We start from the raw sequence: 14,351 nt of genomic DNA, 5'->3' as shown, positions 1-14,351 counted from the left end.
GAGATACGAGATACGAGATACGAGATACGAGATACGAGATACGAGATACGAGATATTTTTGAAAAATAGAGCAGATAAGACAAGCAAAAAATGCCAAACATCATGGTGCAATTTCTATTATCTTTTCCTTGTTCTACAGACACAAAAAAGCCGAGCTAATGCTCGGCTTTTGTATTAAGAATCTAGTATAGATTACTCAGCAGCTTCTTCAGCAGCTGGGCGGTCTACAAGCTCAATGTAAGCCATTGGAGCTTTATCACCAGTACGGAAACCACATTTAAGAATGCGAGTGTAACCACCTTGGCGAGCCGCGAAACGCGGGCCTAGTTCATTAAATAGTTTTGCCACAACTTCGTTATCACGAGTGCGAGCAAATGCAAGACGACGGTTAGCAACACTGTCTGTCTTAGCTAGGGTAATCAATGGCTCAATTACGCGACGTAGTTCTTTTGCTTTAGGCACGGTAGTTTTAATAACTTCGTGACGAACAAGAGAGCTAGCCATGTTGCTGAACATCGCTTTGCGATGACTGCTGTTGCGGTTGAGTTGACGACCACTTTTACGATGGCGCATGACCTAATCCTTCTAACTTTTCGATTAATCTTCAGCGATTGACGCTGGTGGCCAGTTTTCTAGACGCATGCCTAGAGAAAGACCACGTGAAGCAAGCACATCTTTAATCTCTGTAAGAGATTTCTTACCAAGGTTTGGCGTTTTAAGTAGCTCAACCTCAGTGCGCTGTACAAGATCACCGATGTAGTGAATCGCTTCTGCTTTCAAACAGTTAGCAGAGCGAACTGTTAGTTCAAGATCGTCTACAGGACGTAGTAGGATAGGATCGAATTCTGGCTTCTCTTCCTTCTCCTCAGGTACACGTACATCACGAAGATCTACGAACGCATCCAATTGTTCAGCTAAAATAGTAGCTGCACGACGGATTGCTTCCTCAGGTTCTAGAGTACCGTTCGTTTCCATATCGATAACAAGCTTGTCTAAATCAGTACGTTGTTCTACACGTGCCGCTTCTACAGCGTAAGCGATTTTATCAACCGGGCTGTAAGTAGCGTCAACTAGTAGACGACCGATAGGACGCTCATCTTCTTCAGTATGGATACGAGCTGAAGCTGGAACGTAACCACGACCACGTTCTACTTTGATACGCATAGCGATCTCAGCGTTGTCATCCGTTAGGTGACAAATTACGTGCTCAGGGTTAGCGATCTCTACATCACCATCGTGGGTGATGTCACCTGCAACAACAGGGCCTGAGCCTGATTTGTTCAGTGTAATAAACACTTCATCTTTGCCTTCAGCAACGCGTACAGCCAAACCTTTAAGGTTTAGAAGGATTTCCAGGATATCTTCCTGAACGCCTTCTTTAGTGCTGTATTCGTGTAGCACACCTTCAATTTCAACTTCTGTTACGGCACAACCCGGCATAGAAGATAGAAGAATGCGGCGAAGAGCATTACCTAGAGTGTGGCCGAAACCGCGCTCTAATGGCTCAAGAGTTACTTTCGCGTGTGTCGTATTGATCTGTTCAATGTCAACAAGACGCGGCTTAAGAAATTCTGTTACAGAACCCTGCATTGTGTCCTCTCTTTTTTTAACCTTACTTAGAGTAAAGTTCGACGATCAAGTGTTCATTGATGTCAGCTGATAGGTCAGAACGCTCAGGCATACGCTTGAATGTACCTTCCATTTTGCCAGCATCTACTTCAATCCAAGTTGGCTTTTCACGTTGTTCAGCAACTTCTAGAGCCGCTTTAATACGAGATTGCTGTTTAGCTTTCTCGCGGATAGAAACAACGTCGTTTGCCGCTACTTTGAAAGAAGGAACGTTTACAACTTTACCGTTAACTAGAATAGACTTGTGGCTAACTAGTTGACGAGATTCAGCACGAGTGGCGCCAAAGCCCATACGGTAAACTACGTTATCAAGACGACCTTCAAGAAGCTGAAGCAGGTTTGCACCTGTGTTGCCTTTAAGACGTGCAGCTTCTTTGTAGTAGTTGCGGAATTGTTTTTCTAGAACGCCGTAGATACGACGAACTTTTTGCTTCTCACGAAGCTGAACGCCATACTCAGATAGACGACCGCGACGAGCGCCGTGTACACCTGGTGCGTTATCAATTTTACACTTGGTATCGATCGCACGGACACCAGACTTAAGGAATAAGTCAGTACCTTCGCGACGGCTAAGCTTAAGCTTAGGACCCAAATATCTTGCCATGATCTTTCTCCAATATTCCTAGAAACGAAACTTAAACGCGACGTTTCTTAGGTGGACGACAACCGTTATGAGGGATTGGTGTCGCATCAACAATGTTAGTGATACGGAAACCAGCAGCGTTCAGTGCACGAACAGTAGATTCGCGACCTGGACCTGGACCCTTAACCATAACTTCCAAGTTCTTTAGGCCATATTCTTTAGCCATTTCACCACAACGCTCTGCTGCAACTTGTGCTGCGAACGGAGTAGATTTACGAGAACCACGGAAACCTGAACCACCTGCTGTAGCCCATGCAAGAGCGTTGCCTTGACGGTCAGTGATAGTTACGATTGTGTTGTTGAAAGAAGCATGAATGTGCGCTACGCCATCAGCTACTTGCTTGCGTACGCGCTTACGCGCGCGAGTTGGTTGTTTTGCCATTGTACTCTACCTTATCCGACTATTTCTTGATCGGCTTGCGCGGACCCTTACGGGTGCGAGCGTTGGTTTTAGTACGCTGTCCACGTAGTGGTAGACTGCGACGATGACGAAGACCGCGGTAACAGCCAAGGTCCATAAGACGCTTGATGTTCATCGATACTTCACGACGTAGATCACCTTCTACAGTGTACTTAGCTACACCATCACGCAGTTGATCGATCTGCTCTTCAGTTAGTTCACTGATCTTAGCATCTTCAGCAATACCCACTTCAGCTAGAATAGCTTGAGAGCGAGTTTTACCGATACCGTAGATTGCAGTAAGTGCAATTACAGAATGCTTATGATCAGGAATGTTAATGCCGGCTATACGGGCCATTATTCACTCCTAAGGGGTTCATAAAAGAATTATCCGCAGCAAAGCCCGTTATGGATACGCTGCGGCATACTACTTCTTTTGCACGCAAAAGGTAGGCCGAGGAATATACTCGACTCTACCTTGTATTTCAAGTAAAAATTTCTGCTAATTAGCCTTGGCGTTGCTTATGCTTTGGCTCACTGCAAATCACGCGAACGACACCGTTACGCTTGATAACTTTACAGTTACGGCAGATTTTTTTAACGGAAGCACGAACTTTCATTGCTAAACTCCGTAAATGGAATCGAAATTGTTACCACCGAATTAACGGCCGTAACCCTTCAGATTCGCTTTCTTTAACACAGAATCATACTGTTGTGACATCAGATGAGTCTGTACCTGTGCCATGAAATCCATGATAACTACCACTACGATTAGTAGTGATGTGCCGCCAAAGTAGAAACGAACGTTCCACGCGACCATCATGAACTCAGGAATCAGACATATAAAAGTAATGTATAGAGCGCCCGCAAGGGTTAGTCTAGTCATCACTTTATCGATATATTTCGCTGTCTGCTCACCTGGGCGGATACCGGGTACGAATGCACCAGACTTCTTCAAGTTATCAGCTGTTTCACGTGGGTTAAACACCAACGCTGTATAGAAGAAACAGAAGAAGATTATAGCTGCTGCATAAAGCATTACATACAAAGGTTGACCTGGGCTAAGAGCTAATGACACGTCAGTTAACCAACCGAACGCGCTGCTTTCACCATTTTGACCAAACCACTGCGCTAATGTTCCTGGGAACAAAATAATACTTGATGCGAAAATCGCTGGAATAACACCTGCCATATTAATCTTAAGAGGCAAGTGAGAGCTTTGTGCTGCAAAAACTTTACGACCTTGTTGACGTTTCGCATAGTTAACGACGATACGACGTTGACCACGTTCCATGAAAACTACGAAGTAAATAACAGCAAAAGACAATACAGCAATCAACAGCAGAAGAAGCACATGCAATTCACCTTGACGCGCTTGCTCGATTGTTTGACCGATTGCAGAAGGCAATCCAGCAACAATACCTGCAAAAATCAGAATGGAAATACCATTACCGATTCCTCGCTCAGTGATTTGTTCACCTAACCACATTAAGAACATGGTACCAGTTACTAAACTCACGGTAGCAATAAGCGTAAACATGGTTTGGTTGATAACAACCAGATTGTCGACCATGTTTGGTAAGCCTGTTGCGATACCAATAGCTTGGAATGTTGCAAGTACAAGCGTGCCGTAGCGTGTATATTGGCTTATCTTACGACGGCCTGCTTCACCCTCTTTCTTGAGTTCCGCTAACGCTGGATGAACTACAGTTAGCAATTGGACTACGATCGATGCCGAAATGTACGGCATGATACCCAATGCTAATATAGATGCACGCTCAAGAGCACCACCGGAGAACATGTTAAACATTTCTACGATGGTACCTTTTTGCTGATCGAACAAATCGGCAAGTACAGCTGCGTCAATACCAGGGATCGGCACAAAAGAGCCGGCTCGGAATACTAAAAGTGCACCAATTACGAATAATAAGCGCGACTTTAGTTCACTTAAGCCGCTCTGAGCACTACGAAAATCTTGTCCTGGTTTCTTAGCCATCTGTACCTCGTTCCTCGAGATTATTCCTCGATTTTACCGCCTGCAGCTTCGATTGCAGCTTTAGCGCCTTTAGTCACGCGTAGACCTTTAACAGTCACAGCTTTGCTTAGGTCACCAGAAAGAACGATCTTAACAAACTCGATGTTCTTAGTGATAACGTTAGCAGCTTTAAGGCTGTTAAGATCAACTACGTCACCTGTTACTTTCGCTAGCTCAGCTAGACGAACTTCAGCAGACACTAGGCTCTTACGAGAAGTGAAACCGAATTTAGGTAGACGTTGTTTTAGAGGCATTTGACCGCCTTCAAAACCTGGACGAACAGAGCCGCCAGAACGTGACTTTTGACCTTTGTGACCGCGGCCACCTGTTTTACCAAGGCCAGAACCGATACCACGACCTACACGCTTCTTAGAAGGTTTAGAGCCAGCAGCCGGTGATAGAGTATTCAAACGCATTCTGATTACTCCTCAATCTTAACCATGTAGTAAACCTTGTTGATCATACCGCGTACGCACGGTGTATCTTCAAGTTCTACTGTATGGTTGATGCGACGAAGACCTAGACCTTTAAGACACGCTTTGTGCTTAGGTAGGCGACCAATTGAGCTTTTAGTTTGAGTTACTTTAATAGTTGCCATCGTGTTCTTACTCCGAAATAGATTCAACAGTTAGACCACGTTTAGCAGCAACCATTTCTGGTGACTTAACGTCTACTAGAGCACCAATCGTTGCGCGAACAACGTTGATAGGGTTCGTTGAACCGTATGCTTTAGAAAGTACGTTATGTACGCCTGCAACTTCAAGTACGGCACGCATTGCACCACCGGCAATAACACCTGTACCTTCAGCAGCTGGCTGCATGTAAACTTTAGAGCCCGAATGACGACCTTTCACCGGGTGGTGAAGAGTGCCTTCGTTAAGCGCAACAGTAACCATGTTACGACGCGCTTTTTCCATTGCTTTTTGAATCGCAGCAGGTACTTCACGAGCTTTGCCGTAACCGAAACCTACACGACCATTACCGTCACCAACTACTGTTAGTGCAGTGAAGCTCATGATTCGACCACCTTTAACCGTCTTAGATACACGGTTAACTGCGATCAGCTTTTCTTGCAAATCATTAGCTTGTTGTTGTTCTTTAGCCATCTTCCAACCCTACCTTAGAATTTCAGACCAGCTTCGCGAGCAGAATCTGCTAGCGCCGCTACTCGACCGTGGTATTGGAAACCAGAACGATCGAATGCAACTGAAGCTACGCCTTTTTCAAGAGCGCGCTCAGCAACAGCTTTACCAACTGCTTTAGCTGCATCAACGTTACCAGTGTTCTTAACTTGCTCACGGATCGCTTTTTCTACAGTAGAAGCAGCTGCGATAACCTCAGAGCCGTTTGCCGCGATAACTTGTGCGTAAACATGGCGAGGAGTACGGTGTACTACCAGGCGAGTTGCACCAAGTTCTGCAATCTTACGACGTGCACGTGTAGCACGACGGATGCGAGATGCTTTCTTATCCATAGTGATACCTTACTTCTTCTTAGCTTCTTTAGTACGCACATTTTCATCTGCGTAACGAACACCTTTGCCTTTGTAAGGCTCAGGAGCACGGTAAGAACGAATGTCAGCCGCAACTTGACCTACTACTTGCTTATCGCAACCAGTAATGATGATCTCAGTTTGGCTAGGGCACTCAGCTTTAATACCTTCAGGTAGAGCGTGCTCTACTGGGTGAGAAAAACCAAGTGTTAGAGCTACAGAGTTGCCTTTCATAGCAGCACGGTAACCAACACCCTTAAGAGTTAGCTTCTTAGTGAAGCCCTCAGTAACACCCACAACCATGTTATTAACTAGAGCGCGAGCTGTACCAGCTTGTGCCCATGCGTTAGTAACACCTTCTTTCGGACCGAAAGTTAGGTTGGTTTCTTCCTGTGCAATAACTACGGCGCTGTTAAGAACGCGAGTAAGCTCACCTTTGCTACCTTTTACAGTAACTTCTTGGCCGTTTAGTTTCACCTCTACGCCAGCTGGAATAGCGACAGGTGCTTTAGCAACACGAGACATAATCTACTCCTTAAGCTACGTAACAGATGATTTCACCGCCAAGACCTGCTTTACGAGCAGCACGGTCAGACATCAGACCCTTGGAAGTAGAAACAACTGCAATACCAAGACCACCCATCACTGTAGGTAAAGAGTCTTTATTTTTATAAACTCTTAGACCAGGACGTGATACACGCTTGATTTGCTCGATTACAGGTTTAGCTTGGAAGTACTTAAGAGTAACTTCTAGCTCAGGTTTTGCTTCGCTGTTAACAGCGAAGTCTACGATGTAACCTTCAGCTTTAAGTAATGCAGCAATTGCAACTTTAAGCTTTGAAGAAGGCATTTTTACAGCAACTTTGTTTGCTGCCTGACCGTTACGAACTCGGGTCAGCATATCCGAAATCGGATCTTGCATGCTCATAAGATTTACTCCAAATGATTAAGTGGCAATTACCAGCTAGCCTTACGAAGACCCGGAATCTCGCCTTTCATGCAAGCTTCACGAACCTTAATGCGGCTTAGACCGAATTTACGTAGGTAACCGTGTGGACGACCAGTTTGGTTGCAACGGTTGCGCTGACGTGATGCACTTGAATCACGTGGAAGAGATTGCAGTTTAAGAACCGCATTCCAACGATCTTCTTCAGATGCGTTTACATCGCTAATGATAACTTTTAGCGCAGAACGCTTTTCAGCGAACTTAGCTACTAGTTTTGCACGTTTAGCTTCACGTGCTTTCATTGATTGTTTAGCCATAACAGTAACCCTACCCTTACTTACGGAATGGGAAGTTAAAGGCAGCCAGCAGAGCTCGGCCTTCCTCATCGGAACCCGCAGAAGTCGTGATAGTGATATCAAGACCGCGGACGCGATCGACTTTATCGTAGTCGATTTCCGGAAAGATGATTTGCTCGCGAACGCCCATGCTGTAGTTACCGCGACCGTCAAAAGACTTAGCGCTAACACCACGGAAATCACGTACACGTGGAAGTGCGATAGAGATTAAACGCTCTAAAAATTCCCACATGCGCTCACCACGCAAGGTTACTTTACAACCAATTGGGTAGCCTTCACGAATTTTGAAACCAGCTACAGATTTACGCGCTTTAGTGATAAGTGGCTTTTGACCAGAGATCGTTGCCATATCAGCTGCTGCGTTTTCTAGCAGTTTCTTATCGTTGATTGCTTCACCAACGCCCATGTTTAGGGTGATTTTCTCAATCCTAGGGACTTGCATGACGCTTGTGTAGCTGAACTCTTTGGTAAGCTCAGCGACTACAGACGACTTGTAGTAATCATGCAGTTTCGCCATAGTAGAACTCCAAATTACTTCTAATTAGTTAGAAACAGTTTCGCCGTTAGATTTGAAGAAACGAACTTTCTTGCCATCTTCGATACGGAAACCGATACGGTCTGCTTTACCAGTAGCCGCGTTAAAAACAGCAACGTTAGAAGCATCAATAGCTGCTTCTTGTTCAACGATGCCACCTTGTTGACCTAGAGCCGGAACCGGCTTTTGGTGTTTCTTAACAAGGTTAATGCCTTCAACGATAACTTTACCAGTTGTCAGAACCTTAGTTACTTTACCTTTCTTGCCTTTATCTTTACCAGCAAGAATGATTACTTCGTCATTACGACGGATTTTAGCTGCCATATTGCCGCTCCTTACAGAACTTCAGGTGCTAGTGATACAATCTTCATGAATTTCGCGTTACGAAGTTCACGAGTCACAGGACCAAAGATACGTGTGCCGACTGGTTGCTCAGTAGTGTCATTTAACAATACACAAGCATTACTGTCGAAGCGAATGACAGAACCGTCTGGGCGACGAACGCCTTTACGGGTGCGCACTACTACCGCCTTCAGAACATCACCTTTCTTTACTTTACCGCGAGGAATCGCTTCCTTCACTGTAACCTTGATGACGTCACCGATATGTGCATAACGGCGGTGAGAGCCACCCAGAACCTTAATACACATTACCTTGCGCGCGCCAGAGTTATCTGCTGCGTCAAGTGTACTTTGCATCTGGATCATTGTTAGTGCTCCGCTAAATATTAAAACTAGACCCTCTCGGGTCGGGCTGCCTCTTTAAAAGGGACGCGAATTGTACCACCCTTTTTTTAAATTGGGTAGACAAAAAACAAGCGGCTCCAAAAAATTATTTGGAGCCGCTTATAAGTTATAGAATTACAAAGATTAAATCTTCGCTTTTTCTAGAACTTTAACCAATGTCCAAGACTTAGTCTTAGACAGAGGACGACACTCAGCGATTTCAACTTTGTCGCCTAGGCCACAAGTGTTGTCTTCGTCGTGTGCGTGTACTTTAGTCGTGCGTTTGATGAACTTACCGTAAATTGGGTGTTTTACAGTGCGCTCAATAGCAACAACGATAGACTTGTCCATCTTGTCACTTACTACACGGCCTTGCTGGATGCGGTTAGTTTCGCTCATTATGCGCCTGCCTTTTCAGTCAAAACAGTTTTCACACGTGCGATGTCACGGCGTACAGCTTTTAGAGTATGAGTTTGCTGTAGTTGACCAGTTGCAGCTTGCATGCGCAAGTTGAACTGTTCACGTAGCAAATTCAATAGCTCAGCGTTAAGCTCTTCAACGTTCTTTTCGCGTAGATCTTGTGCTTTCATCACATCACCTGCTTAGTTACAAAAGTAGTTTTAACAGGCAGTTTACGTGCCGCTAGGCGGAACGCTTCACGTGCCAACTCTTCAGGTACGCCATTCATCTCGTACATAACTTTGCCTGGTTGGATTTGAGCAACCCAGTACGCAACTGAACCTTTACCTTTACCTTGACGAACTTCAAGAGGCTTTTCAGTAATCGGCTTGTCTGGGAATACACGGATCCAGATTTGACCTTGACGCTTAATGTGACGTGTCATAGCACGACGTGCCGCTTCGATTTGACGTGCAGTCAGACGACCACGGCCAACAGCTTTAAGACCGAATTCGCCGAAGCTTACTTCAGTACCTTTAGCTAGACCACGGTTACGACCAGTCATAACCTTGCGGAACTTAGTACGTTTTGGTTGTAGCATCGTTCGACTCCTTACTTACGGCCTTTACGCTGCTTCTTAGGCTTATCGCCTTTTGGCTCTACTGCGTTAGCAGCTGGCATACCGCCTAGAATCTCACCTTTGAAGATCCAAACTTTAATGCCGATCACACCGTATTGAGTGTGAGCCGAAGAAGTTGCGTAATCAATGTCTGCACGTAGAGTGTGTAGAGGCACACGGCCTTCACGGTACCACTCAGAACGTGCGATTTCAGCACCGCCAAGACGGCCGCCTACTTGTACTTTGATGCCTTTAGCGCCTAGACGCATAGCATTTTGTACCGCACGCTTCATTGCACGACGGAACATAACACGACGCTCTAGTTGAGACGCGATGCTATCAGCTACAAGCTGACCATCTAGCTCAGGCTTACGTACTTCAGCGATGTTAATTTGCGCTGGTACACCTGCGATTTTAGCTACAGCTGCGCGTAGCTTCTCTACGTCTTCACCTTTCTTACCGATAACAACGCCAGGACGAGCAGTGTGAATAGTCACACGGATGCTCTTCGCTGGACGCTCGATAACGATACGAGATAATGATGCTTTTTGTAGTTCCTTTGTAAGGAACTGACGTACCTTGAAGTCGCCGTCTAGGTTGTCAGCGAATTCGTTGGTATTAGCAAACCATGTAGCATTCCAAGGCTTAACGATGCCAAGACGAATACCATTAGGATGTACTTTCTGACCCATTGCTTACTCTCCTAGTCTTTAGCGATCTGCTACAACAATAGTGATGTGGCTTGAACGCTTCAAGATACGATCCGCACGACCTTTAGCACGAGGCATAATACGCTTCATGATAGGGCCCTCATCTACGAAGATTTTAGCGACATTTAGATCGTCGATATCTGCACCTTCGTTATGTTCCGCGTTAGCGATAGCTGACTCAAGAACCTTCTTAACTAATACAGCAGCTTTTTTGTTGCTGAAAGTTAGAATTTCTAGAGCTTGGTCTACCGACTTACCGCGAATTTGGTCTGCAACTAAGCGAGCTTTCTGTGGAGAAATACGAGCAAAGTTATGTTTAGCTAAAGCTTCCATCATCTACTCCTTATTTCTTCTTAGCTTTCTTATCTGCAGCATGACCGCGATAAGTACGAGTTGGTGCAAATTCGCCCAGTTTGTGACCGATCATTTCTTCGGTAACGAAAACTGGAACGTGCTGACGACCATTATGGACAGCGATGGTCAAACCAATCATTGTTGGGATGATCATTGAGCGACGGGACCAAGTCTTAATAGGCTTTTTGTCTCCGCTTTCCACCGCTTTCTCTACCTTCTTCAGCAAGTGTAGGTCAATAAAAGGACCTTTCTTGAGAGAACGTGGCATGGCGATTCCTCTTTATAAATTATTTAGTGCGACGACGTACGATGTACTTGTCAGTGCGCTTGTTCTTACGAGTCTTGAAGCCCTTAGTAGGAACGCCCCAAGGAGAAACTGGGTGACGACCACCAGATGTGCGGCCTTCACCACCACCATGTGGGTGATCCACCGGGTTCATTACTACACCACGTACGGTTGGACGTACGCCGCGCCAGCGTGAAGCACCAGCTTTACCAAGTTCACGTAGCATATGCTCAGAGTTACCAACTTCACCGATCGTTGCACGACCTTCAGAAAGAACTTTGCGCATCTCACCAGAACGTAGACGGATAGTTACGTATGCACCATCGCGAGCGATGATTTGAGCATAAGCACCAGCCGAACGAGCTAGTTGAGCACCTTTACCAGGCTTAAGTTCAACACAGTGTACAGTAGAACCTACTGGGATGTTGCGCATCGGCAGAGTGTTACCTGCTTTGATTGCAGCATCTACGCCAGATTGAATCTGGTCGCCTGCGTTAACACCTTTAGGTGCAATGATGTAACGACGCTCACCGTCTGCGTACAGAACTAGAGCGATGTTAGCACTACGGTTTGGATCGTATTCTAGACGCTCAACTTTCGCTGGGATGCCATCTTTAGTACGTTTGAAGTCAATCAGACGGTAATGGTGTTTATGACCACCACCGATGTGACGTACTGTAATACGACCGTTGTTGTTACGACCACCGTTCTTAGAGTTTTTCTCTAGAAGTGGTGCGTATGGCTTACCCTTGTGTAGGTCAGCGTTAACAACTTTAACGACGTGACGACGACCAGGGGAAGTCGGCTTACATTTAACAATAGCCATTTTTACTACTCCTGTTATTCCGCGCCGCCAACGAAGTCAAGATCTTGACCTTCTTTCAAAGTAACGTAGGCTTTCTTAACGTCTGAACGACGGCCTTCACGCATACCTTGACGTTTGGTCTTACCCTTTAATACAAGAGTATTTACAGACTTAACTTCAACTTCAAATAGCTTTTCTACAGCTGCTTTGATCTCTTTCTTAGTTGCATCTTTAGCTACTTTGAAAACGATAGTGTTCGCTTTCTCAGCTGCCATAGTTGCTTTTTCAGAGATGTGCGGAGCACGTAGAACTTTTAAGATACGCTCTTCAGTGATCATGCTAGCATCTCCTCAACTTGCTTAACTGCGTCAGCAGTCATTAGAACCTTGTCGAAAGCGATTAGTGATACTGGATCAACACCAGCAACATCACGTGCATCTACTTTGTATAGGTTACGAGCAGCTAAGAATAGATTTTCATCTACTTCGCCAGTCACAATCAGAACGTCGCTTAGCTCAAGCTCTTTAAGCTTAGCTACAAGTTCTTTTGTTTTTGGTGCTTCTACAGAGAAGTTATCAACAACGATTAAACGCTCTTGACGAACTAGCTCAGAAAGAATGCTCTTCATAGCACCGCGGTACATTTTTTTGTTTACTTTTTGGCTGTGATCTTGTGGTTTCGCAGCAAAAGTAACACCACCTGTACGCCAGATTGGGCTACGAATTGTACCAGCACGTGCGCGGCCAGTACCTTTTTGACGCCATGGCTTAGCGCCACCGCCAGATACTTCAGAACGAGTCTTTTGAGCACGAGTACCTTGACGAGCACCTGCTGCATATGCAACAACTACTTGGTGTACAAGAGCTTCGTTGAAGTCACGTCCGAAAGTAGTCTCGGAAACAGTTAGTGCATCAGCACCTTTAACCATCAATTCCATTACTTACTCCTAGACGTTATGCTTTAACAGCAGGTTTTACGATCACGTTTCCGCCTGTTGAGCCCGGTACTGCACCTTTAATAAGGAGTAGATTGCGCTCAGCGTCAACACGTACGATCTCTAGGTTTTGAGTCGTTACACGCTCAGCACCCATGTGACCTGCCATTTTCTTGCCTTTAAACACGCGGCCTGGAGTTTGACATTGGCCAATTGAACCCGGTGCGCGGTGAGACAAAGAGTTACCGTGAGTCATATCTTGAGTAGAGAAGTTCCAACGCTTGATAGCGCCTTGGAAGCCTTTACCTTTAGATGTACCAGTAACGTCTACTTTTTTAATTTCGTTGAAAAGTTCTACGTTTAGCTCAGCGCCAACTTCAAACTCTTCGCCGTTTTCTAAACGGAATTCCCAAAGACCGCGACCTGCTTCTACACCCGCTTTCGCGAAGTGACCAGCTTCAGGTTTAGTTACACGGTTAGCTTTCTTAGCACCAGTAGTTACTTGGATTGCTGCGTAGCCATCAGTCTCAAGAGTTTTAACTTGAGAAATACGGTTCGCTTCAACCTCAACAACAGTTACTGGGATAGAAACGCCTTCTTCAGTAAATACGCGGGTCATACCCACTTTACGTCCGACTAGACCAATCATTATTCTTATCTCCCTTAACCTAGGCTGATTTGAACATCAACGCCAGCTGCAAGATCAAGACGCATTAGAGCATCAACAGTTTTATCTGTTGGCTCAACGATGTCGATCAAACGCTTGTGAGTACGAATTTCGTACTGGTCACGTGCATCTTTGTTGACGTGTGGAGAGGTAAGAACAGTGAAACGCTCTTTACGAGTAGGTAGTGGAATAGGACCACGAACCTGTGCGCCAGTACGTTTTGCTGTTTCAACGATTTCCGCAGTTGAAGCATCGATTAGCTTGTAATCAAACGCTTTAAGGCGGATACGAATACGTTGGTTCTGCATGAGACAGAGCTCCAATTATTAAAAATTACACAAACAATATCGCCACTCAAACCCGATAAAACGAGAGAATGCCGATTGATTTATGTGAAACCGTAGCATCCAAAATTAGGACGCATTGTCAGTTAACTTTTGAAGCAAACAAGAAGTTTACTATTTTTATTAACCGCGAACATAAGCTGAGTATACATTACTAGGTAAGACCTACTCCTCAGTGCTCATTGGTTCACAACCAGCGTTAGCCAGTGCGATGCATTATACAGATCACACTTTAGTATGCAAGTAGTGTTGGAAAAATAATCGGAATTTATTGGAAATTGGTTTTGTATCGAGAGGGAAGAAGATAGATGGAAGGTAATATTTCTTTCGAGAAAACAAAAGGGAAGCCGAAGCTCCCCTTTTCAGATGCGTGCTCTTCTAATGAAGAGTGTGCAAAAATCTAAATGCTATTAAGCGAAGATTTTAGCTACAACACCAGCACCAACTGTACGGCCACCTTCGCGGATTGCGA

28 protein-coding genes are annotated in these 14,351 nt (G+C 45.2%); all 28 read right to left on the bottom strand.

What is annotated here, in order from left to right:
• Positions 1-192: 192 nt before the first annotated feature.
• Positions 193-573: a 50S ribosomal protein L17 gene (rplQ, locus tag AB6F11_RS20905; RefSeq protein WP_004729812.1), complete on the bottom strand. Its 381-nt coding sequence runs from the start codon at positions 571-573 to the stop codon at positions 193-195.
• Between the two features lie 24 nt (positions 574-597).
• A complete protein-coding gene (locus AB6F11_RS20900; protein ID WP_004729813.1) occupies positions 598-1,590 on the bottom strand; it encodes a DNA-directed RNA polymerase subunit alpha in 993 nt (330 codons plus the stop codon).
• A 22-nt stretch (positions 1,591-1,612) separates the two neighbouring features.
• Positions 1,613-2,233 carry a 30S ribosomal protein S4 gene (gene rpsD / locus AB6F11_RS20895; RefSeq protein WP_004738777.1) on the bottom strand — a complete coding sequence of 207 codons (621 nt, stop codon included), beginning with the start codon at positions 2,231-2,233 and terminating at the stop codon, positions 1,613-1,615.
• A gap of 31 nt (positions 2,234-2,264) precedes the next feature.
• Entirely contained in the window at positions 2,265-2,654 is a 390-nt protein-coding gene (gene rpsK / locus AB6F11_RS20890) for a 30S ribosomal protein S11 (RefSeq protein ID WP_004738778.1), read from the bottom strand.
• A gap of 19 nt (positions 2,655-2,673) precedes the next feature.
• Positions 2,674-3,030, bottom strand: a complete 357-nt coding sequence (gene rpsM, locus AB6F11_RS20885; protein WP_004738779.1) for a 30S ribosomal protein S13 — start codon at positions 3,028-3,030, stop codon at positions 2,674-2,676.
• Between the two features lie 148 nt (positions 3,031-3,178).
• A complete protein-coding gene (gene rpmJ, locus AB6F11_RS20880; RefSeq protein WP_000868186.1) occupies positions 3,179-3,292 on the bottom strand; it encodes a 50S ribosomal protein L36 in 114 nt (37 codons plus the stop codon).
• 41 nt (positions 3,293-3,333) lie between these two features.
• A complete protein-coding gene (secY, locus tag AB6F11_RS20875; RefSeq protein WP_004738781.1) occupies positions 3,334-4,668 on the bottom strand; it encodes a preprotein translocase subunit SecY in 1,335 nt (444 codons plus the stop codon).
• 20 nt (positions 4,669-4,688) lie between these two features.
• Positions 4,689-5,123: a 50S ribosomal protein L15 gene (gene rplO, locus AB6F11_RS20870; protein ID WP_004736758.1), complete on the bottom strand. Its 435-nt coding sequence runs from the start codon at positions 5,121-5,123 to the stop codon at positions 4,689-4,691.
• Between the two features lie 5 nt (positions 5,124-5,128).
• The gene (gene rpmD / locus AB6F11_RS20865; protein ID WP_004736756.1) at positions 5,129-5,305 is read right to left on the bottom strand and encodes a 50S ribosomal protein L30; all 177 of its coding nucleotides are present in this window, start codon (positions 5,303-5,305) and stop codon (positions 5,129-5,131) included.
• A gap of 7 nt (positions 5,306-5,312) precedes the next feature.
• Positions 5,313-5,813 carry a 30S ribosomal protein S5 gene (gene rpsE / locus AB6F11_RS20860; protein WP_004736754.1) on the bottom strand — a complete coding sequence of 167 codons (501 nt, stop codon included), beginning with the start codon at positions 5,811-5,813 and terminating at the stop codon, positions 5,313-5,315.
• A gap of 14 nt (positions 5,814-5,827) precedes the next feature.
• Positions 5,828-6,181, bottom strand: coding sequence for a 50S ribosomal protein L18 (gene rplR / locus AB6F11_RS20855; RefSeq protein WP_048605977.1), 354 nt, complete (start codon positions 6,179-6,181; stop codon positions 5,828-5,830).
• 9 nt (positions 6,182-6,190) lie between these two features.
• Positions 6,191-6,724: a 50S ribosomal protein L6 gene (gene rplF / locus AB6F11_RS20850; protein WP_017063712.1), complete on the bottom strand. Its 534-nt coding sequence runs from the start codon at positions 6,722-6,724 to the stop codon at positions 6,191-6,193.
• Positions 6,725-6,734: 10 nt separating this feature from the next.
• On the bottom strand, positions 6,735-7,127 hold the full coding sequence (gene rpsH / locus AB6F11_RS20845) for a 30S ribosomal protein S8 (RefSeq protein ID WP_017061309.1): 393 nt from the start codon (positions 7,125-7,127) through the stop codon (positions 6,735-6,737).
• A gap of 29 nt (positions 7,128-7,156) precedes the next feature.
• On the bottom strand, positions 7,157-7,462 hold the full coding sequence (gene rpsN / locus AB6F11_RS20840) for a 30S ribosomal protein S14 (protein ID WP_004738789.1): 306 nt from the start codon (positions 7,460-7,462) through the stop codon (positions 7,157-7,159).
• Positions 7,463-7,478: 16 nt separating this feature from the next.
• A complete protein-coding gene (gene rplE, locus AB6F11_RS20835) occupies positions 7,479-8,018 on the bottom strand; it encodes a 50S ribosomal protein L5 (protein ID WP_004738790.1) in 540 nt (179 codons plus the stop codon).
• A 24-nt stretch (positions 8,019-8,042) separates the two neighbouring features.
• Positions 8,043-8,360 (bottom strand): 50S ribosomal protein L24, encoded by a 318-nt coding sequence (gene rplX, locus AB6F11_RS20830; RefSeq protein WP_004738792.1) that lies wholly within the window; start codon positions 8,358-8,360, stop codon positions 8,043-8,045.
• Between the two features lie 11 nt (positions 8,361-8,371).
• A complete protein-coding gene (gene rplN / locus AB6F11_RS20825; RefSeq protein WP_004736740.1) occupies positions 8,372-8,743 on the bottom strand; it encodes a 50S ribosomal protein L14 in 372 nt (123 codons plus the stop codon).
• Positions 8,744-8,905: 162 nt separating this feature from the next.
• Positions 8,906-9,160 carry a 30S ribosomal protein S17 gene (gene rpsQ, locus AB6F11_RS20820; protein WP_004736739.1) on the bottom strand — a complete coding sequence of 85 codons (255 nt, stop codon included), beginning with the start codon at positions 9,158-9,160 and terminating at the stop codon, positions 8,906-8,908.
• Positions 9,160-9,351 carry a 50S ribosomal protein L29 gene (gene rpmC, locus AB6F11_RS20815; protein ID WP_004736737.1) on the bottom strand — a complete coding sequence of 64 codons (192 nt, stop codon included), beginning with the start codon at positions 9,349-9,351 and terminating at the stop codon, positions 9,160-9,162. Before rpmC ends, rpsQ begins: the two co-directional genes overlap by 1 nt.
• Entirely contained in the window at positions 9,351-9,761 is a 411-nt protein-coding gene (rplP, locus tag AB6F11_RS20810) for a 50S ribosomal protein L16 (RefSeq protein ID WP_004736736.1), read from the bottom strand. The genes rpmC and rplP overlap by 1 nt, the downstream gene beginning before the upstream one ends.
• An 11-nt stretch (positions 9,762-9,772) precedes the next feature.
• Complete coding sequence (gene rpsC / locus AB6F11_RS20805; RefSeq protein ID WP_004736734.1) at positions 9,773-10,471, bottom strand: 30S ribosomal protein S3; 699 nt, start codon at positions 10,469-10,471, stop codon at positions 9,773-9,775.
• Positions 10,472-10,489: 18 nt separating this feature from the next.
• Entirely contained in the window at positions 10,490-10,822 is a 333-nt protein-coding gene (gene rplV / locus AB6F11_RS20800) for a 50S ribosomal protein L22 (RefSeq protein ID WP_004736732.1), read from the bottom strand.
• 10 nt (positions 10,823-10,832) lie between these two features.
• Positions 10,833-11,111 (bottom strand): 30S ribosomal protein S19, encoded by a 279-nt coding sequence (gene rpsS / locus AB6F11_RS20795; protein ID WP_004736729.1) that lies wholly within the window; start codon positions 11,109-11,111, stop codon positions 10,833-10,835.
• Between the two features lie 19 nt (positions 11,112-11,130).
• Positions 11,131-11,955: a 50S ribosomal protein L2 gene (gene rplB / locus AB6F11_RS20790; protein ID WP_017076297.1), complete on the bottom strand. Its 825-nt coding sequence runs from the start codon at positions 11,953-11,955 to the stop codon at positions 11,131-11,133.
• Between the two features lie 14 nt (positions 11,956-11,969).
• Positions 11,970-12,272, bottom strand: coding sequence for a 50S ribosomal protein L23 (rplW, locus tag AB6F11_RS20785; protein ID WP_004736765.1), 303 nt, complete (start codon positions 12,270-12,272; stop codon positions 11,970-11,972).
• Complete coding sequence (rplD, locus tag AB6F11_RS20780) at positions 12,269-12,871, bottom strand: 50S ribosomal protein L4 (protein WP_004738803.1); 603 nt, start codon at positions 12,869-12,871, stop codon at positions 12,269-12,271. Before rplD ends, rplW begins: the two co-directional genes overlap by 4 nt.
• A gap of 16 nt (positions 12,872-12,887) precedes the next feature.
• Positions 12,888-13,517, bottom strand: coding sequence for a 50S ribosomal protein L3 (rplC, locus tag AB6F11_RS20775; protein ID WP_004736763.1), 630 nt, complete (start codon positions 13,515-13,517; stop codon positions 12,888-12,890).
• A 14-nt stretch (positions 13,518-13,531) separates the two neighbouring features.
• Positions 13,532-13,843: a 30S ribosomal protein S10 gene (rpsJ, locus tag AB6F11_RS20770; protein WP_004736761.1), complete on the bottom strand. Its 312-nt coding sequence runs from the start codon at positions 13,841-13,843 to the stop codon at positions 13,532-13,534.
• Positions 13,844-14,351: the final 508 nt, after the last annotated feature.

The sequence above is a fragment of the Vibrio sp. 10N.247.311.14 genome (assembly GCF_041467715.1).
Lineage (GTDB): Bacteria > Pseudomonadota > Gammaproteobacteria > Enterobacterales > Vibrionaceae > Vibrio > Vibrio crassostreae_C.
The sequence above is the reverse complement of the archived record's forward strand: the minus strand, read 5'-3'. Positions and strand labels throughout refer to the sequence as shown.